This is a genomic window from Stenotrophomonas sp. YJH_SMC_53 (assembly GCF_059369995.1).
This window is the reverse complement of the sequence record NZ_JCAFTF010000012.1, coordinates 28,287-50,288: the sequence shown is the minus strand read 5'-3', so window position 1 is coordinate 50,288 and position 22,002 is coordinate 28,287. Positions and strand designations below refer to the sequence as shown.

At 67.8% G+C, this 22,002-nt stretch carries 17 protein-coding genes and 1 tRNA gene; 5 read left to right on the top strand and 13 right to left on the bottom strand.

The window, feature by feature from the left end; genetic code table 11:
* Positions 1-24: 24 nt before the first annotated feature.
* The 4 genes from tldD to AC5P7X_RS17110 are packed head-to-tail and all read right to left on the bottom strand — an operon-like array spanning position 25 to position 7,505.
* Positions 25-1,470, bottom strand: a complete 1,446-nt coding sequence (gene tldD / locus AC5P7X_RS17125) for a metalloprotease TldD (RefSeq protein WP_070488914.1) — start codon at positions 1,468-1,470, stop codon at positions 25-27.
* Between the two features lie 58 nt (positions 1,471-1,528).
* Positions 1,529-5,386 carry a YhdP family protein gene (locus tag AC5P7X_RS17120; protein ID WP_495215190.1) on the bottom strand — a complete coding sequence of 1,286 codons (3,858 nt, stop codon included), beginning with the start codon at positions 5,384-5,386 and terminating at the stop codon, positions 1,529-1,531.
* 30 nt (positions 5,387-5,416) lie between these two features.
* Positions 5,417-6,904, bottom strand: coding sequence for a ribonuclease G (gene rng / locus AC5P7X_RS17115; RefSeq protein ID WP_005418079.1), 1,488 nt, complete (start codon positions 6,902-6,904; stop codon positions 5,417-5,419).
* Positions 6,897-7,505 carry a Maf family nucleotide pyrophosphatase gene (locus tag AC5P7X_RS17110; RefSeq protein ID WP_065179231.1) on the bottom strand — a complete coding sequence of 203 codons (609 nt, stop codon included), beginning with the start codon at positions 7,503-7,505 and terminating at the stop codon, positions 6,897-6,899. Before AC5P7X_RS17110 ends, rng begins: the two co-directional genes overlap by 8 nt.
* Positions 7,506-7,635: 130 nt before the next feature.
* Here AC5P7X_RS17110 and AC5P7X_RS17105 point away from each other — a divergent pair, with 130 nt between their 5' ends.
* From AC5P7X_RS17105 to AC5P7X_RS17090, 4 genes are all read left to right on the top strand, one after another.
* Positions 7,636-8,373 (top strand): SIMPL domain-containing protein, encoded by a 738-nt coding sequence (locus AC5P7X_RS17105; RefSeq protein ID WP_070488908.1) that lies wholly within the window; start codon positions 7,636-7,638, stop codon positions 8,371-8,373.
* 215 nt (positions 8,374-8,588) lie between these two features.
* Positions 8,589-9,239 carry an energy transducer TonB gene (locus AC5P7X_RS17100; RefSeq protein ID WP_070488904.1) on the top strand — a complete coding sequence of 217 codons (651 nt, stop codon included), beginning with the start codon at positions 8,589-8,591 and terminating at the stop codon, positions 9,237-9,239.
* A gap of 195 nt (positions 9,240-9,434) precedes the next feature.
* Complete coding sequence (locus tag AC5P7X_RS17095; RefSeq protein WP_053498944.1) at positions 9,435-12,224, top strand: TonB-dependent receptor; 2,790 nt, start codon at positions 9,435-9,437, stop codon at positions 12,222-12,224.
* A 164-nt stretch (positions 12,225-12,388) separates the two neighbouring features.
* Positions 12,389-13,810 carry a basic amino acid/polyamine antiporter gene (locus tag AC5P7X_RS17090; RefSeq protein ID WP_495215189.1) on the top strand — a complete coding sequence of 474 codons (1,422 nt, stop codon included), beginning with the start codon at positions 12,389-12,391 and terminating at the stop codon, positions 13,808-13,810.
* Positions 13,811-13,911: 101 nt separating this feature from the next.
* On the opposite strand, the gene AC5P7X_RS17085 is transcribed toward AC5P7X_RS17090, so the two are convergent.
* From AC5P7X_RS17085 to AC5P7X_RS17045, 9 genes are all read right to left on the bottom strand, one after another.
* A tRNA-Asn gene (locus AC5P7X_RS17085) sits at positions 13,912-13,988 on the bottom strand.
* Positions 13,989-14,010: 22 nt separating this feature from the next.
* Positions 14,011-14,481: a 23S rRNA (pseudouridine(1915)-N(3))-methyltransferase RlmH gene (rlmH, locus tag AC5P7X_RS17080; protein ID WP_005418108.1), complete on the bottom strand. Its 471-nt coding sequence runs from the start codon at positions 14,479-14,481 to the stop codon at positions 14,011-14,013.
* Between the two features lie 64 nt (positions 14,482-14,545).
* Positions 14,546-14,956, bottom strand: a complete 411-nt coding sequence (rsfS, locus tag AC5P7X_RS17075; RefSeq protein ID WP_005418109.1) for a ribosome silencing factor — start codon at positions 14,954-14,956, stop codon at positions 14,546-14,548.
* Positions 14,957-15,014: 58 nt separating this feature from the next.
* The gene (gene nadD / locus AC5P7X_RS17070) at positions 15,015-15,680 is read right to left on the bottom strand and encodes a nicotinate-nucleotide adenylyltransferase (protein ID WP_005418110.1); all 666 of its coding nucleotides are present in this window, start codon (positions 15,678-15,680) and stop codon (positions 15,015-15,017) included.
* Positions 15,681-15,683: 3 nt separating this feature from the next.
* Positions 15,684-16,721: a DNA polymerase III subunit delta gene (gene holA / locus AC5P7X_RS17065; RefSeq protein ID WP_070488900.1), complete on the bottom strand. Its 1,038-nt coding sequence runs from the start codon at positions 16,719-16,721 to the stop codon at positions 15,684-15,686.
* 12 nt (positions 16,722-16,733) lie between these two features.
* Positions 16,734-17,318: an LPS-assembly lipoprotein LptE gene (locus AC5P7X_RS17060; RefSeq protein ID WP_005418114.1), complete on the bottom strand. Its 585-nt coding sequence runs from the start codon at positions 17,316-17,318 to the stop codon at positions 16,734-16,736.
* A gap of 137 nt (positions 17,319-17,455) precedes the next feature.
* The gene (leuS, locus tag AC5P7X_RS17055; protein ID WP_005418117.1) at positions 17,456-20,098 is read right to left on the bottom strand and encodes a leucine--tRNA ligase; all 2,643 of its coding nucleotides are present in this window, start codon (positions 20,096-20,098) and stop codon (positions 17,456-17,458) included.
* 106 nt (positions 20,099-20,204) lie between these two features.
* A complete protein-coding gene (locus AC5P7X_RS17050) occupies positions 20,205-20,804 on the bottom strand; it encodes a DUF998 domain-containing protein (RefSeq protein WP_495215188.1) in 600 nt (199 codons plus the stop codon).
* Positions 20,805-20,832: 28 nt separating this feature from the next.
* On the bottom strand, positions 20,833-21,012 hold the full coding sequence (locus tag AC5P7X_RS17045) for a hypothetical protein (RefSeq protein WP_141750768.1): 180 nt from the start codon (positions 21,010-21,012) through the stop codon (positions 20,833-20,835).
* 49 nt (positions 21,013-21,061) lie between these two features.
* On the opposite strand from AC5P7X_RS17045, the gene trxA reads away from it, so the two are divergent.
* A complete protein-coding gene (gene trxA, locus AC5P7X_RS17040; RefSeq protein WP_329843595.1) occupies positions 21,062-21,919 on the top strand; it encodes a thioredoxin in 858 nt (285 codons plus the stop codon).
* Positions 21,920-22,002: the final 83 nt, after the last annotated feature.

Genomic DNA, 22,002 nt, shown 5'->3' with positions numbered 1-22,002 from the left:
CGGTTGCTGTGGCCATCGCCACGCTCAGGCCTGGGTACCGCCGACGGTGATGCCCTCGATCAACAGCGAGGGCTGGCCGACCCCCACGGGCACGCTCTGCCCGTCCTTGCCGCAGATGCCCACGCCCTCGTCCAGGGCCAGGTCATTGCCGACCATGCGCACCTTCTGCATGGTTTCCGGGCCGTTGCCGATCAGGGTCGCGCCCTTCACCGGCGTGGTGATGCGGCCGTCCTCGATCAGGTAGGCCTCGGTGGCCGAGAACACGTACTTGCCACTGGTGATGTCGACCTGGCCACCGCCGAAGTTGACCGCGTACAGGCCCTTCTTCACCGAACGGATCATCTCCTGCGGATCGTGCTCGCCGGCGCGCATGTAGGTGTTGGTCATGCGTGGCATGGTCAGGTGCGCGAACGATTCACGGCGCCCGTTGCCGGTCGGGGCCATGCCCATCAGCCGCGCATTGAGGCTGTCCTGCATGTAGCCGACCAGGATGCCGTCCTCGATCAGCGTGGTGCACTGGCTGGGGTGGCCTTCATCGTCGATGTTCAACGAACCGCGGCGGCCGTCGAGGGTGCCGTCGTCGACGATGGTCACCCCCGGTGCCGCCACACGCTCGCCGATGCGGCCGGCGTAGACGCTGGTGCCCTTGCGGTTGAAGTCGCCTTCCAGGCCGTGCCCGACCGCTTCGTGCAGCAGCACGCCCGGCCAACCCGGGCCGAGCACCACCGGCATCATGCCGGCCGGCGCCGGCACTGCTTCCAGGTTCACCAGCGCCTGGCGCAGCGCTTCCTGGGCGAGGGCTTCGGGCCGGGCGCTGGCAAACAGGTCTTCGTAGCCATAACGGCCACCGCCACCGGCATAGCCGGACTCGCGACGGCCGTTGTGCTCGACGATCACCTGCACATTCAGGCGTACCAGCGGACGCACATCGGCCGCCAGCACACCGTCGCTGCGGGCGATCAGCACCGTATCGACGCCGCCGGACAGGCTCACCATCACCTGCCTCACGCGCGGGTCGGCGGCACGCAGGTAACCATCCAGGCGCTTGAGCACCTCGACCTTGGCTTCGTTGCCGATACCATCGATCGGGTCCAGCGCCGGGTACAGTGCGCGCGCATTGCCGCGCAGCAGCGATCGCCCGGACTGCGCACCGCCCTCACGCGAGATCGCGCGCGCCGACTGCGCCGCCGCCAGCAGCGCGTCGGCATGGATGTCATCGGAGTACGCAAATCCGGTCTTCTCGCCGGAAATCGCACGTACGCCCACACCCTGCTCGATGGAATGGGCACCGTCCTTGACGATGCCGTCTTCCACGCTCCAGCTCTCGCGGCGGGCGTGCTGGAAATAAAGGTCGCCGAAGTCGACACCGGGGCCGAGCAACTGGCCGAAGGTGCGCTCCAGGCCAGCGGTATCCAGGCCGCCGGGGCGAAGCAGGCGGTCTTGGGCAAGCGTCAGGGCGATATCAGTCATGGTTTCGATCTGGGGGTGCGGGGGCGCTCAGGCAAGCCCCGTGAACAGGGAACCGCGCTCAGCGCGAGCGCGGCAGGTCGGTGACGGTCGGCGGAATGGCCGGTGCAGACGCCGGCTCGGGCGGTGATGGGGACTTGTCGCGGCTGCGCTCGATCACTTCCACCTTCGGCTCCTTCCATGGACCGGTCACCTTGTAGGTTCGGGCGCCAATCTCGCCCAGCGGCTTGGACAATACCGCATTGGTGGCCGCGCCCAGCGCGGCCCCCACCGGGCCGCCGGCCACCGCACCGACCACGGTCAGCAGATTGCCCGCGCGCGGGTTGACGTCGATGGTCTGGTCGAACCGCTGGTTGCGCAGGTCGGCCTGGCCACGGATGGTGATGTTGGCCGCCGGGCCTTCGATCAGCACCTTGTCGGTGCGCGCCATGCCCTGGCCGAACTGCATGCTGCCGTCGATCTGGTTGAACGCGAAGCCCTTGGAGAAAAAGTCGCGGAAGTCGAACATCAGGCGCCGCGGCAGCTGCGCGACGCTGAGCAGGCCCAGCACGCGGCCGGCGCCTGGCTCCAGCTCCAGCAGCTGGCCATTGCGCGCGTGCAGGTCGAGGCTGCCCTGCAGGTTGCCCAGCTGGAAGTCCGACGGGCCTCCGCTCCACGAGGCCTGCAACTGCGCCTGGCCGGAACCGCCGCGCAACTGGCCGCCGTAATCAAGATTCTGCATCAACCCACCCAGATCCTCGCTGCGCACCTGTGCGGTCAACTCGGTACGGGCACCACCGGTCCGGCCCAGCCAGCGACCGCTGATGTCGATCTCCTGGTCCGGCGCACGGAAACGCAGCGCATCCACGTTCAGGCCATTGGCCAACGGTCGCGTGCGCAGCACCGCCTGGCCCAGCACCACCTTGCCGAACTTCAGGTCGGCAATGTCCAGCGCGAACGGCGGCAGCTTGGCCGGGTCCATGTCGTTGGCACCGGCCTGTACCCGCGCCGGTGCAGCCGGCGCACCCGGTGCCGCCGGCAGTGACTGCCAGTGCACGCGGTCAAGCTGGCCACTGATCGTGCCACCGTCCGCATTGGGGACGGTCAGGCGTCCGGCCAGCGACGGGCCGTCCAGGCGCACATCCAGTGCCTGTGGACCCGGGTGCAGCTGCAGCCGGGTCTGCTCGAACACGCCGCCGATCAGCTTCAACTGGCCGACCTGGACGTCCACCGCTCGCAGCGGCATCGCATCGTCGTCCCCGCCACCCCGCGCCAGGCCGATCCACTCCAGCGCATCCAGCGTCGCGCTGCGACCATTGACCGTCAGCCCGCTCGGCGGCGGCTCACGATCAACATGATCACTGCCCAGCGTGACCTGCACGCCGGTCTGGTTGTTGTGGCTGCGTGCGGCCAGGGCCAGGCGCTGGCCGAAGGCCACATCGATGCGGCCGGCGCCCATCGGCAACTGCGCGGCCACCGTGGTCGCCAGCGGTTCGGCGGCCGGCTTGTCCAGCGGTGCCGGCAGGTCCAGCCGGGTGCCGACCAGGTCCGAACTCAACCGCAGTTCACTCGGCGGCGCGGGCGCGCCCGGGGCCACCTTGGGCAGGTTGACCGCGATGGTCCACGCAGAAGTGCCGGTGATGTAGGGCTTGAGCCAGGTCATTTCCGGTGCGCGGTCGATCAGCACGCCGGCATCAAGGCGGGCCGTCAGCTGCGATTCGAAGGCCCGCGTGCTGTCGTGCACGTAGCCGCCGGCACGCAGGCTCAGCCGTCCTTCCTGGCCGAGGTGGCGCACCGCCAGGTCCTCGGCGCCGAAACCGCCATTGCTGTAGCGCGCCTGCCCGTGCATATTGTCAAAGGTCAGCTGGAAGCGCTTGTCGACCAGCTTCACGCCGGCCAGATCGACCGTGCCCTGCAGGTGGCCCTCGCCCTCGTCCTGATGCAGCGGCTGCAGCAGATCGAAGGTCACATGGGCCGGACCACTGGCGGCCAGGTTGTCCAGCGTATCGCCGTAATCCTTGTGCAACGGGCTCTGGCGCAGCATCGCCAGCAGCTTGCCGGCCTCGCTCGGCGCGTCGGCACGTACGTACAACGGCTGATGCCCGAAGTCCGGAATGCCCGCTTCGAATTTCTGTACCGCCACGCCGGCAAGATCACCCCGTCCACGCATGTCGAAGCCAGGGCCGATGAAGGCGATGTCGGCGTCGACCTGGCGCATCAGCGGCCAGTCGTGCTGGAAGCGGATGTCGCCATTGGTGATGTGGCCGGTGGCCTCGAAGCGGCCATCATTGTTGTCGAACGGCCAGTCGTCCAGGTCACCGGTGACCAGGCCGACACCACCACGCACCTGGCCGCCGGCCAGTGCCATGTCCAGCCAGTCGGTGGCGCCCTTGCTCATCTTGGAGTGGATCCAGAAGCGCTTGGCCGCCGTCATCGGCACGTCGTCCAGCTTGGCGGCCAGCTGCAGCCACGGCCGCGTACCGTCGCCCTGGAACCAGACGCCGCCGCGCACGTCGGCCGCGTAGTCGGTGCCTTCCACGCGCATCGCCGGCGTTCCGATCCGCCAACCGCCGCCCTCGTCGCGCCACCCCACGACCTGTCCGGCCAGATGCAGGTCATGCCGCACGCCAAAGCCGGTCGGCCAATCGAACTGCAGCTGCCGTTGCGGCTGCAGCTGCAGGCTGAAGCCATCGGCATCGCCTTCGAAATGTCCACCCAGGCCGCGCAGGCCCGGAGAATCACCGACGCTGGCAAAGCCCAGCGACTGCAGCTCGCCCTGTGCCCGCAACGGGCCATCGCGTTCGCCGGCCAGCTGCAATCGGCGCACCTCCAGCTGCGGCCTGGACAGGAACAGCCAGCGCCGCAGACCCGGTTCAAGGAGATTGCTCAGGGCCAGCCCGCGCAGCGCGGTACCGGCCTGCACCGCACCGGCGTTCACCCGCAGCTGCTTGCCGATCTGCAGCTGCAGGCCATCGAGCTGCTGTGCGCCATCTCCGGTCTTCAGGCGCAGGCGCGGCACCTGCAACGCCCAGCCATCGGCAAGGCGCTGCCAGCGCAGGCGGGCCTGCAGCCGCTGCAGCTGCAGCTGCGGCGCTGCCACGCCGGGCATCGGTGCACCGTCGACGCGCACGTCCCGCAGGTCCGAATCGGTGGTCAGCGCGACCGGCGCGAAATCACGCAGGGTCAGCCACAGGTTCAGCTCGCCCTTGCCCTCGCGCAGGCGCACGCCGCCGGCCGCCAGCAAGGGCGACCAGGCATGGAAATCGACCGGGTCGGCACCCAGCCAGGCCTGGCCGTTGCCGCGCATGCGGTCCACGTCCAGTACCGCGGTCAGCGGCAGCGCTTCGGCCTGCGCCCAGGCGCGTACACCCACGCGCAGGCGATCGCCATTGACCCGCATGCGCAGGTCGATGCGCGGCAGCGTGGTGTCGATGCCGATCCCCGGCGCGTGCACGCCCAGGCGGCCGCCGATCACCTGCAGCTCGCCGAGCCGGCGCAACGCATCCAGCGGATCCCCCCCGTTGTCGGATTGCGGCAACCCGCGCACCGACCAGCGTCCGTCTTCGCCCTGCTGCAGGTCCAGCGCCAGGCCACGCAGGCGCAGTTCGGTCAGCGAGCGCCCGGGCAGCAGCCCGCTGTACATCGATACCAGCACCTCGGCCTCGCCGATCGCCAGGCCCTGTCCGGCGCCGATGCGCAGGCCCTTCAGCTGCAGCAGCGGGCCACGACGGGTCCAAGCCGTCTGCAGCTGCTCGAAACGCACTGGCTGGCCGGCCCGCTCACTCAGCCAGGCGGCGATCCTGTCGGGATGACGCTCGGCCAGCGGCAGCAGTTGGCTGAAGGTACCCACCAGCAGTGCAAGCCCGACCAGGCCCACCGCACAGGCGGCAATGAAATGACGGCGGATCCTTCGCAGTCGCAGGCGCGGCGGCGCGCTCATCGGCCACCGCCGGCCTGCAGCCGGCGAGGATCAGAGCAGAACGACATCGAATTGCTCCTGCAGGTACTGCTCGTCCGCCTGGAAGCGGATGCTCTTGCCGAGGAACTCTTCCAGCTCGGCCACCGCCGAGGATTCCTCATCGGTGATGCGCGCGACCACCTTGGTCGATGCGATCACCAGCAGGCGCGCGGCATCGAACTGGCGCACGGCACGGGTGATCTCGCGGAAGATCTCGTAGGTCACCGTCTCGGTGGTCTTGATGCTGCCGCGGCCACTGCACTGCGGGCAGGTCTCCGACAGCTGGCGCTCCAGGCTTTCCACCGTGCGCTTGCGGGTCATCTCCACCAGGCCCAGCGGCGAGAAGTCGTACACCGTGGTCTTGGCATGGTCGCGGGCCAGCGCCTTTTCCAGCGTGCGCAGCACCTGGCGGCGATGCTCTGCATCATCCATATCGATGAAGTCGATGATGATGATGCCGCCCAGGTTGCGCAGCCGCAGCTGACGCGCCACTGCCTGCGCCGCTTCCAGGTTGGTGCGGAACACCGTCTCTTCCAGGTTGCGCTGGCCGAGGAACGAGCCGGTATTGACGTCGATGGTGGTCATCGCCTCGGTCTGGTCGATCACCAGGTAGCCACCGGACTTGAGCGGCACCTGCTTGTCCAGCGCGCGGCCGATCTCGTCTTCCACGCCGAACATGTCGAAGATCGGGCGGTCGCCGGAATACAGCTCCAGCTTTTCGGCCAGCACCGGCATGTACTTGGCGACGAAGGCCTGCAACTGGCCGAACGTCTCCTTCGAGTCCACCTTCACCTTGTCCACGTCCTTGCGGATCAGGTCGCGCACGGACCGCAGCGGCAGGCTCAGGTCTTCATAGATGATGCTGCACGACGGCGCTTCGCGGCCGCGGCGCTCGACCACGTTCCACACGCGCGACAGGTAGGCGATGTCCTCGGCGATGGCCTCGGCCGGCTGGCCTTCGGCGTTGGTCCTCACGATGTAACCGTAGCCACCATGCTGCGCCGACAGTTCGGTCACCAGCGCCTTCAGCCGGGCGCGCTCGGTTTCGTCCTCGATGCGCGCCGACACGCCCACTACCTTGGACTGCGGCAGCAGCACCATGTAGCGCGAGGGAATGCTGATCTGCGTGGTCAGGCGGGCGCCCTTGGTGCCGATCGGGTCCTTCACCACCTGCACCACGATGTCCTGCCCGTCACGCAGCAGCTCGACGATCGGCACGCTGGCCGGCGGCGGCAGGGTGGTGTTCTCGGTGTCTGCGCTGGCCACCGGTGCCGGGCGCACCACGTCGTTGGCGTGCAGGAACGCGGCGCGCTCCAGCCCGACCTCGACGAAGGCGGCCTGCATGCCGGGCATGACCCGCTGCACCTTGCCCTTGTAGATGTTGCCGACCACGCCACGGCGCCAACCGCGCTCGATGTGCAGTTCCTGCAGCATGCCGTTTTCGATCACCGCGACCCGGGTCTCGCGCGGGGTCACATTGACCAGGATTTCCTCAGACATCGGCAGCCTCCCTGGCGGCATCGGCAGTGGGGACCGGCACGCCACAGCGCGCCAGCAGACGATCGGTATGCAGCAGCGGCAGCCCCATCACGCCGGAGTAGCTGCCGGAAAGATGTTCGATCCAGCGTTCGGCCCCGCCCTGGATGGCGTAGGCACCGGCCTTGTCCAGCGGCTCGCCGGTGGCGACATAGGCGGCGATGTCGGCGGCGTCGATCGGGGCGAAGGTCACCTCGGAAATGACCAGTTCGCTGTCCAGGCCGCCCGCACCGACCACCACCACGGCGGTCATCACCTGGTGGGTGCGCCCGGCCAGCCGCGCCAGCATCGCCCGCGCGTCAGCGGCATCGACCGGCTTGCCGAAGACCTCGCCATCCAGCACGACCTCGGTATCCGAACCAAGCACCCGCGCCTGCGGGTCGTCGGCCAGCACCCGGGCCAGTCCGGCGCGCGCCTTGTCGGCGGCGACCCGGCATACATACTGTTCGGCACTTTCAGTGGCCGCGCGCTGCTCGACGACCTCCAGGTCAAGGGCCTGGAAGGGGCGTCCGAGTCGGGCCAGCAGCTGGTTGCGTCGGGGGGAGCGGGAAGCAAGATAGAGCATCGGCACAGCATAACCTGAGGCCGCCACCTGAATCGTCGGCAACCCGTTACGGAACGCGTACAACCCCGATCAGGCTCACAGCGCGTTCATCGCTACGACACCACCCTCACCGGCACAACAAGGAGATCCCATGCGCCTGACCGCCACCCCGCTGCTGCTTGCCCTGTCCCTCGCCCTTGGAACCTCGATGACTGCTCATGCCGCTCCGTCGTCGCCGTCGATCGCCGCCGCGGCCGAAGGCACCCTGCTGAACATCTCGGCCAATGCCGAGGCCACCCGCGTGCCGGACGTCGCCACCCTGTCGGCCGGTGTGGTCACCCAGGCAGCCGACGGCAACAGCGCCATGCGCCAGAACGCCCAGCAGATGGACAAGGTGCTGGCCGCGATCAAGGCCGCCGGCATCGCCGAGCGCGACGTGCAGACCAGCGGCGTCAGCCTCAACCCGCAGTACCGCTATGCCGACAATGAGGCACCGAAGATCACCGGCTACCAGGCCAGCAACACGGTCAGCCTGAAGGTCCGCGACATCGCCAAGCTCGGCAAGGTGCTCGACGCGCTGGCCGCGCAGGGTGCCAACCAGATCAACGGTCCGCAGTTTGAGATCGACCAGCCCGAACCGGTCTATGACGAAGCCCGCCTGGCCGCCCTGAAGAAGGCCCAGGCCCGCGCCCAGACCTATGCCAGGTCGCTGGGCCTGCAGGTGCGCCGCATCGTCAGCATTTCCGAGAACAGCAACGGCGGTTTCCGCCCGATGCCGATGATGCGCACCATGGCCGCCGGCGCGTCGATGGACAAGGCCACCCCGGTCGCACCGGGTGAATCGACCGTCTCGGTCAACCTGGACGTGGTGTTCGAACTGGGCCGCTGATCGCGCCCGGCACGGCCGACACAGGCGGGTCCCGCAGGGGCCCGCCTTTTTCGTGTATTCCGGCGGCGTTGGCTGAAGGCCAGCCCAACGCGCATGCCCCTGCCTCTAGGCAGTGGCCGCCATGCCGCGCTACTGATGGACTGCCAGCCGCGTGCGGCAACCCCGCCACGGACCCTGGTGCGTTGAGGACTTCGTCACTGGCATGGAGGTGGATCATGGTTCGTACCTATCCCGTTGCATCCCCGCACTTCGACCCCGCCCGCGTCGCCGCCTGGAGTGCAGCGATCGCCCTGCACCTGCTGGCCTTCCTGTTGCTGCTCATCCCTGCGACCTACCAGGCCGTGCAGGCCCCGCGTGAAAAGACGCCGGTGCGGCTGATCGAGAAGATCCCGCCACCGCCGACGCCGCCGGTTCCGGTCCCGCCAAAAGAGATCGTCCAGGTGGTACCGAAGCCCCGGACGCAGCCGGTGGTACCGCCACTGCCCGCACCCACCGCGACCGTGGAAGAGACCCAGGGCATCGCATTGCCGGCCGCCGAACCGGCTCCGCCGCAGCTGGCGCCCAGCATCGACACTTCCACCCCGTTGGCCGGCGCCCAGCTGCAGTACCGCAGCGCTCCGCCGCCGACCTATCCGATCCAGTCCCTGCGCAACCACGAACAGGGCACGGTGCTGTTGCGGGTGGAAGTGGACACCCGTGGCCAGCCGGTCGCGGTCAGCGTCGAGCGCAGCAGCGGCTCGCGCAACCTGGACCAGGCCGCCCGCCAGCAGGTGCTCAAGCACTGGCGCTTCGAGCCTGCCCAGCGTGACGGCGTGGCGGTTCCGGCCATCGGCATGGTGCCGGTGCAGTTCTCGCTGCCGGACTGAGCGTCCCACCGGCCCGGCCGCGCGCCGGGCCGGCCCCTGCCACTGCCCGGCAAATGCGGACATGCCAGGGCCAAGCGTTACTGATTAAGCAAAAATTCACGTCTTCGTCACCTGCTGGAAACCTAGATTGGCGCGTCCCGGTATCGATCCGGCGACAGCCCTCAACGCTACGGTTTTCCAGTTAGGAGAGAAGCTGTGAAACACCCGATCCAACGGCCCGCCAGCCGCCGCCGCACCACCCTGGCATCGTCCATCACCCATATCCTTGCTGGCAGCACCCTGCTGCTGGTCGGCGCCGTGGCTTCTTCCTCAGCCTTTGCACAGGAGCAGGCCACCAACCTCGACCGCATCACGGTCACCGGCTCCAACATCCCGCGCACCAACACCGAGACACCGTCGCCGGTGCAGGTGGTGACCCGCCAGGAAATCGACCGCACCGGCAAGACCACGGTCGCCGAGTACCTGCAGACCCTGACCGCCGACGGCGCAGGCTCCATTCCCAAGACCTTCGGCAACGGCTTCGCCGGTGGCGGCGCCGGCATCTCGCTGCGTGGCCTGGGCGCCGGCTCGACGCTGGTGCTGTTGAACGGCCGCCGCATGGCCACCTACGGCCTGGCCGATGACGGCCAGAAGGTCTTCACCGACCTCAGCACCATCCCGCTCGATGCCGTCGAGCGCGTGGAAGTGCTCAAGGACGGCGCCTCGGCGATCTATGGCTCCGACGCCATCGCCGGCGTCGTCAACATCATCCTGCGCAGCGACTTCCAAGGCGCCATCCTGCGCGGTTCCTACGGCATTTCCGGTGACGGCGATGGCGACGCGAAGAAGGCGACCCTCACTGCCGGCACCGGCGACCTGTCCAGCGATGGCTGGAATGCGTTCTTCAGCCTGGACGTCGGCAAGACCGACGCGATCAAGATCAGCGACCGCAAGAACCGCAAGTGGATCGGCACCGGCGATATCCGGCGCTGGGGTTACGACGCTGCAGACGCGCAGTTCCTGGGCGGCGCCTACCTGTCGGGCGGTACCGCCGGCGGCGTGGGTCCCAATGGTTCGGTGTTCGATGCCACCGGCCATCTGGTTGCCCTGCCGGGCTGCGCCGGGCTGACCACGATTCCCGGGCAGAGTGACGCGACCGCGCAGGCCCAGGGTTGCCTGTGGGATCCGGCGCAGCAGTACCGCGACCTGAGCCCGGAAGAGAAGTACGTGAACGTGTTCGGCCGCGCCAGCTTCGCGTTTGGTGAAGGCGGCGAGGTCTATACCGAGATCGGTTACTCGAAGAAGGAAACGATCTTCAGCAATACGCCATCCGGCGTATCCGGCGGCTGGGGCTACCCTGGCGGCCCGGTCAACGCCAACAGCGGTGCCGGTGCGACCCAGCTGTATGCAGGTCATCCGGACAACCCGCTGCCCACCGCGGCCCGCCTGCGTTACAGCGCGTGGGACGTGGGCCCGCGCGTGACCGACAATACCAATGAGTTCAATCGCTTCCTGGTGGGTGTCAAGGGCAACTGGGGCGACTGGAGCTACGACACCGCCTACCTGCATTCCGGCACCGACCTGGTCAACAAGCGCACGGGTTTCCTGCGTTATGACGCAGTACGCTGCGTGCTGGGCAATCCGGCCTGCCCCTATGGCACCTGGCGCATCGGCGACAATGCCTCGCAGACGCCGCAGTCGGTCTACGATGCCATCAGCCCGACCATCAGCGCGCGTGCCAAGTCGAGCCTGGATATGTTCGACTTCACCATCTCGCGCAGCCTGATGGATCTCAAGGGCGGTCCGCTGGGCCTGGCCTTCGGTACGGAGTGGCGCAAGACGAGCAACAGCCTGACGCCGCAGACCTTCACCGATATCGGCCAGATCATCGGCCTGGGCTACTCGGCCTACGACGGCACGCAGAATGTGTATGCCGGCTACGCCGAACTGTCCGCACCGGTGCTGGAGCAGTTGGAGCTGAGCGCTGCGGTCCGCTACGACAAGTACGAAAGCGGTGAAGGCAAGGCCACGCCGAAACTGGGCGTGAAGTGGACCCCGGCCGACTGGATCGCACTGCGCGCCAGCTACGCTGAAGGCTTCCGTGCGCCGAACCCGGCCGAGAACGGTGACGGTGGCCTGGCCGCTTTCTCCAACGCCCGCGATCCGGTGCGTTGCGCCATCGACCCGGCCAACGAATGCACCGCGCGCTCGGTGGCGATCATCACGCGGCCGAACAAGGACCTGAAGCCGGAAGAGTCCAAGAGCTACTCGGTGGGCATCGTGCTGCAGCCAACCTCGACCACCTCGCTGACCGTGGATGCGTGGGAAATCAAGCGCACCAACGAAATCGCGCAGGGCAGCACGGCCGACGCCATCGCCGCGGGCAACGTTCTCCGCGATGCCAACAACATTGGCGGAGTCGCCAACAGCGGCACCATCCTGGCCGTCAATACCGCCTACGTGAATGCAAACTCCTCGCGCGTCCGCGGCATCGACACCGACATCCGCCAGACCTTCGACATCGGCCCGGGCCAGCTGGAAATGGACCTGCAGTGGAGCCACGTGCTCAAGTTCGAGCGCACCGAGGGTGATACCACCGTCGACTATGTGGGCACCCACGGCAACTGCGACGTGACCAACTGCATCGGCACGCCGAAGGACCGCATCAACTTCGGCACCACCTGGAAGCAGGGCCCGTGGAGCATCAGCGGCGTGGCCAACTACGTCAGCAAGCTGGAGAACAAGGACCGCCGCGGCGGTGACTACCTGGCCTTCTATGAAGATGGCGAGCCGGTAGAGAAGATCTCCTCGTTCACCACCTTCGATCTGTCCGGCCGCTGGAACATCACCGAAGCCTTCGAGCTGAACGCTTCGGTGCAGAACGTGTTTGACCGCATCGCGCCGCTCGACCCGAGCACTTATGGTGCAGTCAATTACAACCCGCTGCACTTCAGTGGTGCGATTGGCCGGTACTTCACTGTCGGCGCCAAGTACACGTTCAAGTAATCCCGCTGCTGTGTTTGCTTCGAAGGCCCGGGCTGTTGCCCGGGCCTTCGTCGTTTCCTGGCTGATCGTTGTCCATGCCGGTTCCCGCACACCCGGCCTTGCAGCCATGTTCACGAGCACATGGCTAGGGTGTGCTCGCGGCATCCGGCCCGCTGGGGATTTCAATGGCCACGACATCGCAACGCCTCGGCCTGCCGGCGTTGATTGCACTGGTGGTGGGCTCGATGGTCGGCGCCGGCATCTTCTCATTGCCGCAGAACGTTGCCCGCAGTGCCGGCCCGGCCGCCGCGATGATCGGCTGGGCGCTGAGCGGTGCGGGCATGCTGATGCTGGCCTTCGTGTTCCAGGCCCTGGCCAACCGCCGTCCGGACCTGGACACCGGCATCTACGCATATGCACGCGAAGGCTTCGGCAACTACATCGGCTTCTCCGCGGCGTGGGGCTACTGGGTCGCTTCGGTACTGGGCAATGCCAGCTTCTTCGTGCTGATCTTCAGCGGCCTGGGCCATTTCATGCCGGTGTTCGGCGAAGGCAACACGCCAGCCGCCGTGGCCGCTTCGTCCGTACTGTTGTGGACCGTCCACCTGCTGGTGCTGCGCGGCCTGCGCACGGCAGCCATCGTCAACGGCCTGGTGACGGTGGCCAAGCTGCTGCCCATCGCACTGTTCCTGGTGCTGGCCGCCGGCGCGTTCCGCATGGAGGTGTTCCGCGCCGACTTCTTCGGCACGCCGGCGCTCGGCGACCTCGGCCAGCAACTGCGCGGCATGATGCTGGTCACCGTGTGGGTGTTCATCGGCATCGAAGGCGCCAGCATCTATTCGCGGCGTGCCGCGCGCCGTGCCGACGTCGGCCGTGCCACAGTGATAGGTTTCCTGGGGGTCTGGCTGCTGCTGGTCCTGGTCAGCCTGCTGTCGATGGGCGTGCTGTCGCAGGCCGAACTGGCCGGGCTGCCCAACCCGTCGATGGCCTACGTGCTGCGCGCCATCGTCGGCGAATGGGGCGCGACGGTGATCATCGCCGGTTCGATCATTTCGGTGCTGGGCGCGCTGCTGGCCTGGGTGCTGCTGTGTGCCGAAGTGCTGTATGCCGCCGCTGGCGACGGCACGATGCCCGCCTTCCTGGGACGCGAGAATGCGCGTGGCGTGCCGGCCAATGCGTTGTGGTTGAGCAACGGGCTGATCCAGCTGTTCCTGCTGCTGGTGCTGTTCAATGCGGGCAGCTACACCGGCCTGGTGCTGCTGGCCGCATCGATGAGCCTGGTGCCCTACTTCCTGTCCACCGCGTTCGGCGTGCAACTGGCCTGGCGCGGACAGTCCTACGCGGGTGAGCCACGCGTGCGCTGGCGCGATTTCGTGGTCGCGCTGCTGGCCAGCGCCTACGCGCTGTGGCTGGTGGATGCCGGCGGCCTGAACAACCTGCTGCTGTCGGTGCTGCTGTACGTGCCCGGCGTTGTTCTGTTTGCGCAGACCCGGCGCCAGCGCGGCGAGCCGGTTTTCACGCGCTGGGAGTGGGCGCTGTTCGGCGCGATCCTGGCAGTAGCAATTGCCACGCTGGTAGCGTTCTGGAAGGGCCGGATCACGCTGTAGCGGCGAGCGCGTGCCCGGCTTGGAGGATGCAGCCGAGCATGGGCTCGCCGCCACAACACGGCAAAAAAAAACCTGCATCTCGCGATGCAGGTTTCTCAAGGTGGCGCCCGAAGTTGGACTCGAACCAACGACCCCCTGATTAACAGTCAAGTGCTCTAACCGGCTGAGCTATTCGGGCAGACGACTAGTATAACCACTCTTCACGCGCGATGGTAGGGGTGATTGGCAATCATTGCGGCAGCCCGATACAGCTGCTCGGCCACCACCAGACGCACCAGCATGTGCGGCAGCGTCAGCGGTCCGATCGACCACTTTTCGTCGGCCAGCGCAGAGACCTCTGGCGAATGCCCTTCCGGGCCACCGATCAGGAACGCCAGGTCCCGGCCCTGCCCACGCCAATGCTCCAGGCGTTGCGCCAGCTGCTCGGAACTCAACTGCCGCCCCGGCACGTCCAGTGCCACCACGTAAGCGTTCTTCGGTAGCGCGGCGATGACCCGCTTGCCTTCATCCTCGGTGGCACGGCGCGGATCGCGCCCCTTGCCGCGCAGGCCGGGTTCGATTTCCACCAGCTCGAACGGCAGCCAATGCGACAGCCGCTTCTGGTATTCGGCGAACCCCTGCGCGACCCAGCTGGGCGCGCGTTCACCGGTGGCGATCAGGCGGGCTTTCATCAATGGTCCTCCAAAACGTCGACGGCGCCATCGGCGCCGTCGAAGGGATGCATCAACGTGCGGCTCAGGCCACTTCGTCGTCGCTGGACGGCGGCTGGTCGCCGACGGTCCACAGGCGCTCGAGCGCGTAGAACTCACGCACGCGCGGCAGCATCACGTGGACGATCACGTCGCCCAGATCGACCAGCACCCACTCCGCTTCGCGCTCGCCTTCAACGCCCAGCGGCATCACGTCGATGTTCTTGGCGAAGCGCACGACTTCATCGGCAATCGACTTGACGTGGCGGGTCGAGGTGCCCGAAACGACGATCATGTAGTCGGCAACGCTGGACCGGCCGCGCACGTCGATCTCGACCAGGTCCTTGGCCTTCAGGTCTTCGGTGGCTTGGCGGACGCTGGCCAGCAGTTCCGGCACGGACGGCGGCGGGCTGGGCAGATCGACCTTGATGGTCTGGGGCTGGGTCTGGTTGCTCAAAGTGGATCGACTCGATAAACGTGGGGGCGATTATACGGGGATGGCGCGGCCGCGCCATTCACGCCGTGGCCGGGCGGTACAGCCCGTGTGCAGCGACATAGTCGGCCACGGCCGGGGGCAGCAGTGCGCGCCAGGGACCGCCAGCGGCAATCTGCGAGCGCACTGCGCTGGCCGATTCCCCGCGTAGTGGGTGGTGCAGGCGCAGGATGCGCCCGGCCGGGCTGGCGAACAGGGCCTGCTCATTGTCGGCCCAGCGCCCTTGCAGGGCACGCCCCAGCTCGCCATCGATCGACGCCTGCAACGGGCTGCCCGGCCGTTCGGCCACCACGAAGTGGGCCAGATCGAACAGGGCCTCCCATTCGTGCCAGCCGGACAGCCCCAGCAGGCTGTCGGCGCCCACCAGCCAGGCCAGCGGCCGGCTCGGGCCCAGCTCGCCACGCAGCTCGCGCAGGGTGTCGACGGTGTACGACGGGCGACCGGGGCAGCGGGTGGCACGATCCAGTTCGCGACGGTCCAGCAGCAGCCCCGGCTCGTCGCCGATGGCCAGCGACAACATCGTGCAGCGCTGCTCAGCGGTGGCGCCGGGCACCGCGCGGTGCGGCGGATCGGCGGCCGGCAGCATGCGCACGGCGACCTGCAGTTCATCACGGGCCGCACGCGCGATCGCCAGGTGCCCGAGGTGCACCGGATCGAAGGTGCCCCCGTAGTAGATCCGCAGGCTCATCACTCAGGCCCGCGCCAGCAGGCGCACGGCACGCGGTTCGGCCACGGCCACCAGCAGGCGTTCCAGCGCCAGCCAGGCGTCGCCGTCAGCGCGCCCCTTGGCAATGCGGTCGACCAGCCCCGCCTCGGCCACGAAGCGCTCCCAGCGCTTGCCTTCCGGGTGCCGCTGCAGCGCGCGCTTGTAAGGCGCCTGCCGCGATTCCCAGATGCCGCGCGATTTCATTTCAGCGGCCAGGTTGCCACCACGCGCCTGCACGCGGGCCAGGCCTGCGCCCGCCAGCAGTTCGCGGATCACCATCGGCATCAATGCGGCCACCGCCTCCCCTTCACCGCGCAGGCCGGCCAGCATGCGCAGCACCGCCGGCGGCTGGCCGGAGAACGTCGCCTCCACCAACCGGAACACGTCGTAGCGGGCAGCGTCAGCCACCAGCGACTCCATCCGTTCCACATCCAACGGCTGGCCGTCGGCCAATAGCGCCAGCTTGTCGATTTCCTGGGCGGCGGCCAGCAGATTGCCCTCCACCCGCTCAGCCAGGCGCTGCACGGCAGCAGGGTCGGCACGCAGGCCCTTGCCGCGCAGGCGGCGCTCGATCCAGTCCGGCAGTTCGTGCGGCTTGATCGCCCATGCCACCGACAGCACGCCGATGCGGCTGACCGCCTCGGCCCACTTGCCCTGGTGGGCCTTGCTCCATTCATTGGCGGTGATCATCAACACCACGTCCGGCGCCGGGTTGGCGCAGAACTGGCTGATGACCTCGGCGCCCTCCTTGCCCGGCTTGCCGCTGGGCAGGCGCACCTCGACCAGGCGGCGGGCGCTGAACAGGCTTGGCGCATTGAAGCTGGCGTCAAGCTGGTTCCAGTCGAAATCACGCCCGTCGGCATCGAACACTTCGCGTTCGCCGATGCCCGAGGCGCGCGCACGCGCGCGGATGGCATCTGCGGCCTCCAGTACGCGCAGTGTTTCCGGGCCTGCGATCAGGTACACCGGCGCCAACGCGGTGTCAGCGCCCTGGCTGGCCAGCTGCTCCGGACGCAGTTCCATCGTCGCTGCCGCTCAGTGCTTGACGGCGGCGGCAGGCTCTGCCGGCACCGCGCCCTCGATCGGCTTGGCCTTCGGCGCGGACAGGCTGCCCCCCTTCTCGATCTCGGCGCGGACCACGCTGTCGATACGGCGGATGATCGAGGCGGACATTTCCCGGCGCAGCTCCGTGGCCAGGATTTCGCGTTCGGTGGTGGTACCGGTGGCGTCGGTCGGCGGCGACACGTAGTCGCGCGACAGTTCGATCACCTGCTGCGGCACCAGTTCGCTGCCATCCTCGCGGCGGAAGATGAAGATCACCGCATAGCGCAGGCTGTACTCCTGCGCACGACCCTGCGAGTCGATGGCGATCGGGAGGTCACCCCAGCGCTCGGACAACACCTGCAGTTGGGTACTGGGTTCCTTGCTGTCCTCATCGGCCAGCCTGGCACCAGAGGCCAGCAGGCTGCGATTGAGCAGCTTGACCAGTTCACTGTACGGGGCGGTGGATACCACCTTCACCGGGGCGGTGTCGGTCGGCAGCATCAGCTTGTTGCGCAGATGGAAGCCGCAGCCGGCGAGGCCGAGGACAAGAACGAGGGCAAGCAGGATTCGGGTCATGGAGACAGTCTGGCGGAGCCGGGCGATCACGGCAACACACAGCGTGCCCGAAGCCGCGTGAATGCAGGGCCATCAAGCACCCGGCCCTGCTTCTGGAAAGGCATCGGCCACCGCGCGGGTGGCCGGTGCGAGGTACATCAGGCGGCGACGATGTTCACGATCTTGCCCGGGACGATGATGATCTTGCGCACCGTCAGGCCTTCCATGAACCTGGCCGCGTTGGGCTCGGCCAGCGCCAGCGCCTCGACCTGCTCGCGCGCGGCATCGGCCGCCACCTCGATGGTGCCGCGCAGCTTGCCGTTGACCTGCACCGCCAGGGTCAGGGCATCGCGTACCAGCGCACTGCTGTCGGCCTGCGGGAACGGCTGGTCTTCCAGCAGCGTCTCGCCATGGCCCAGCACCTGCCAGAGGGCGTGGCTGGCATGCGGCGTGATCGGGTTCAGCAGCAGCACGACGGCCTGCAGCGCTTCCTGGCGCACCGCGCGGCCCTGCTCGCTGTCGTCCTCGAACCTGGCCAGCGCGTTCATCAGCTCCATCACCGCTGCGATGGCGGTATTGAAGCTGTGGCGGCGACCGTAGTCGTCACCGACCTTGCCGATGGTTTCATGGGTCTTGCGGCGCAGCGCCTTCTGGTTGGCATCCAGTGCTGCAACGTCCAGCGCCGGGGCGGCACCGTCGGCAGCATGCTTCTGCACCTGGGCCCACAGGCGGCGCAGGAAGCGCGCCATGCCGTCCACGCCGGCCTCGTTCCACTCCAGCGACTGCTCCGGCGGCGCGGCGAACATCGAGAACAGGCGCACGGTGTCGGCGCCGTACTTGCCGACCATCGCCTGCGGGTCCACGCCGTTGTTCTTCGACTTGGACATCTTCTCGGTGCCACCGACCACCACCGGCTGGCCGTCGGCAATCAGGGTGGCGCCGGTGATGCGGCCGCGCTCGTCACGCTGCACTTCCACATCGGCCGGGTTGATCCAGTCCTTCGAACCGTCCGGATTCGGGCGGTAGTAGGTCTCGGCGATCACCATGCCCTGGCACAGCAGGTTGCGCGCCGGCTCGTTGCTGTCCACCATCCGCGCGTCGCGCAGCAGCTTGTGATAGAAGCGGAAATACATCAGGTGCAGGATCGCGTGCTCGATGCCACCGATGTACTGATCGACCGGCAGCCAGTAGTTGCCGCGCTTGTCGACAGCGTCACGGGCACCCGGCGAGGTGTAGCGGGCGTAGTACCAGCTCGACTCCATGAAGGTGTCGAAGGTGTCGGTCTCGCGCTCGGCGGCGCCACCGCATTCCGGGCAGGTGGTCTTGCGCCATTCCGGGTCGGTCTTGATCGGCGAACCGGTCCCGGAGAACGCCACGTCCTCCGGCAGTACCACCGGCAGCTGCTCCTCCGGCACCGGCACCGCACCGCACTTGTCGCAGTAGATCACCGGAATCGGGCAGCCCCAGTAGCGCTGGCGGCTCACGCCCCAGTCGCGCAGGCGGTAGTTGACGCGGCGCTGGCCCTGGGCCTTGCGCTCGAAACGTTCGGCCAGGGCTTCGAAGGCCCCCTGGAAATCCAGGCCGTCGAACTCGGCCGAGTTCACCAGCTCGAACGCACGGCTCTTGTCGCTGTACCAGTCCTGCCAGCGGCTACCGTCCCAGTTGCGCTCTTCGTCGGTGCGCGCATCCTTCAGCGCGATCACCTGCTTGATCGGCAGGCCGTACTTGTTGGCCACTTCGTTGTCGCGCTGGTCATGGCCCGGAACGGCCATCACCGCGCCGGTGCCGTAGCCCATCAGCACGAAGTTGGCGACCCACACCGGCACCGGCTCGCCGGTGACAGGATGCAGCGCGCGCAGGCCGGTATCCATGCCGCGCTTTTCCTGGGTTTCCAGTTCAGCCTCGGATACACCGCCCTGCTTCAGGTCGGCCAGCATCGCGGCCAGTTCCGGGTTGTTCTTCGCTGCGTGCAGCGCCAGCGGGTGTTCGGCGGCGATCGACACGAAGGTCACGCCCATCACCGTGTCCGGGCGGGTGGTGAACACGCGCAGCGGATCCAGCACGCCACCATCGACGTCGCGCACGTCGAACTGGATTTCCAGGCCCTCCGAGCGGCCGATCCAGTTGCGTTGCATGGTCTTGACCGATTCCGGCCAGCCATCCAGCTCGTCCAGGCCATCCAGCAGTTCCTGGGCGTAGTCGGTGATGCGCAGGAACCACTGCGGGATCTCACGCTTCTCCACCAGCGCACCGGAGCGCCAGCCGCGGCCGTCGATGACCTGCTCGTTGGCCAGCACGGTCTGGTCGACCGGGTCCCAGTTCACCACCGCGTTGCGGCGATAGGCCAGGCCCTTGCGCATCAGGCGGGTGAACATGCGCTGCTCGTGGACGTAATAGTCCGGACGGCAGGTGGCGAACTCGCGCGACCAGTCGATGGCATAGCCCAGCGATTTCAGCTGGCTGCGCATGTGGTCGATGTTCTTGTAGGTCCACGCTGCCGGCGCGGTCTTGTTCTTGATCGCGGCGTTTTCCGCCGGCAGGCCGAACGCGTCCCAGCCCATCGGCTGCAGCACGTTGTGGCCGGTCATGCGCTTGTAGCGGCTGATCACGTCGCCAATCGTGTAATTGCGCACGTGGCCCATATGCAGCGCACCGGACGGGTACGGAAGCATCGACAGGCAGTAGTACTTCGGCTTGTCCGAGGTCTCGTCGACCTCGAAGGCACGGGTGGCGTCCCAGTACTGCTGGGCGGCGGATTCAACCTGCTGCGGGTCGTAGGCGTTGGTTTCAGCGCTGGTCATGGAACACGCGGATGCGGCGGCAAAGCGGTACAGCGTACCGCAGTGCGGCAAACGTCTCCAATCCTGCCTGCCTGGGGGGCGCCGCCGCGATGCCCCGGGAGCCGTCTCAGCGTTGGCGCGACAGCGGCAGTGCGGCGGCCAGCCAGGCCACCCAGCAGGCGAACGCCAGCCGTTGTGCCAGCGGCGCCGGCAGGACGCCCTGCAGGGCAAACGCGGCCACCGCAGCCAGCACGCCGCAGCCCAGGGCCAGGGCGCCCAGGGCGCGGCCATGCGCCTGACGCAGCTGTGTCGTGCCCAGCAACAGGGTTCCGGCGACGAAGCCCAGCACCCAGATCATCCAGGCAATGGCATGCAGCTGGCTGGCGGGCCCATGCAGATCGTCCACGTCCAGCGGCAGCAAGCCCATCGCGGCAAAGCCCAGGCCAGCCAGCAGCAGCATCTGGCTGCCGACCCTCGGTGCCCAGCCGGCAGTGGCGGGCAGGCTGCGGCGCAGGCGCTCAGCCACCACCGCAGCGAGCACGCCGGGCAGCACGAAGCCAAGCAGATTGAAGGCCAGCGCATGCGGTACGCCCCGCGCCCCCAGCAGCGCCACCGGGTGGCGGGCCTGTGCATAGCCCTCCAGGCCGGCGCCGAAGCCAGACACAGCCAGGACGAACACGACTGCAGCAAGCAGTCCCAACCAACGATCAAGCCGGACCATGGACATTGCGCGCAGTCACCCGGAAAAGAATGGATCAACGCATTGTCGCGGCAGTGACGCAGTGCGCCAAGCGCGCGGCCGAGGCCGGGTACTTCCGGCGCACCTCGGCCAGCACGCCGGTCAGCTCCGGAAAGCGGGTGATCCACGGGCTGTGCTGCGTGCCACGCCCCCGAGGCCGTCGCGCGCGATGTGACGGCAGGGTTGAGACGGACATCGATCGTCACCATAGAATCGGTCTCCAGATGCCAAGCGATGCTTTCCCCATGACCGAGACGACCTACGTATTCGACGCCACCACTGCGACCTTCGAGGCCGAAGTCCTGCAGAAGTCGCTGCAGACGCCGGTGCTGGTCGACTTCTGGGCCACCTGGTGCGGGCCGTGCAAGACCCTGGGCCCGATGCTGGAAAAGCTGGCTGGCGAGTACAACGGTGCGTTCGAGCTGGCCAAGGTCGATGTCGACAAGGAACAGCAGATCGCTGCGGCCTTCCAGATCCGCTCGGTGCCCACCGTGTTCCTGGTCAAGGGCGGCCAGCTGGTGGACGGCTTCCCCGGCGCCATTCCGGAAGGCCAGCTGCGTGAGTTCCTGGCCCAGCACGGCATCGTACCGGCCGATGTGGGCGATGCTGCCCCCGAAGATGACGCCCCGCTGGATCCGCAGGCGCAGGTCGATGTGCTGCGTGCGCAGATCGCCGCCGAGCCGGACAAGGATGAACTGAAGCTCGGCCTGGCCCTGGCCCTGCTGCAGATCGGTGGCGTGGACGAGGCACGCACCCTGATCGACGGCTTGCCCGCCAATCTGGCTACCGACGACCGCGCCGTGCGTGCCCGCGCCCGCCTGGCCTTCGCCGCCGCGCTGAAAGATGCCCCGGCCGCCGAGGTGCTGGAGGCACGCATCGCCGCTGACGGCAAGGACCTCAAGGCCCGCCACCTGCGTGGCGTGCAACTGCTGCTCGGCGGTCATGACGAGGCCGCGCTGGCCCAGTTCCTGGAAATGCTGCGGATCGACCGCGGATTCGAGGAAGGCCTGCCGCGCAAGGCCCTGATCGACGCCTTCAATGTGATCTCCGACGAGGACCTGGTCGGCCAGTACCGCCGCAGGATGGCGTCGCTGCTGTTCTGAACGGGAACCCGCTCCGTTCAGAATTCCTGCACTGAACGCGGGCAATAATGCCCGCGCTGGTGGCCACGCGGTCGCCACGATCC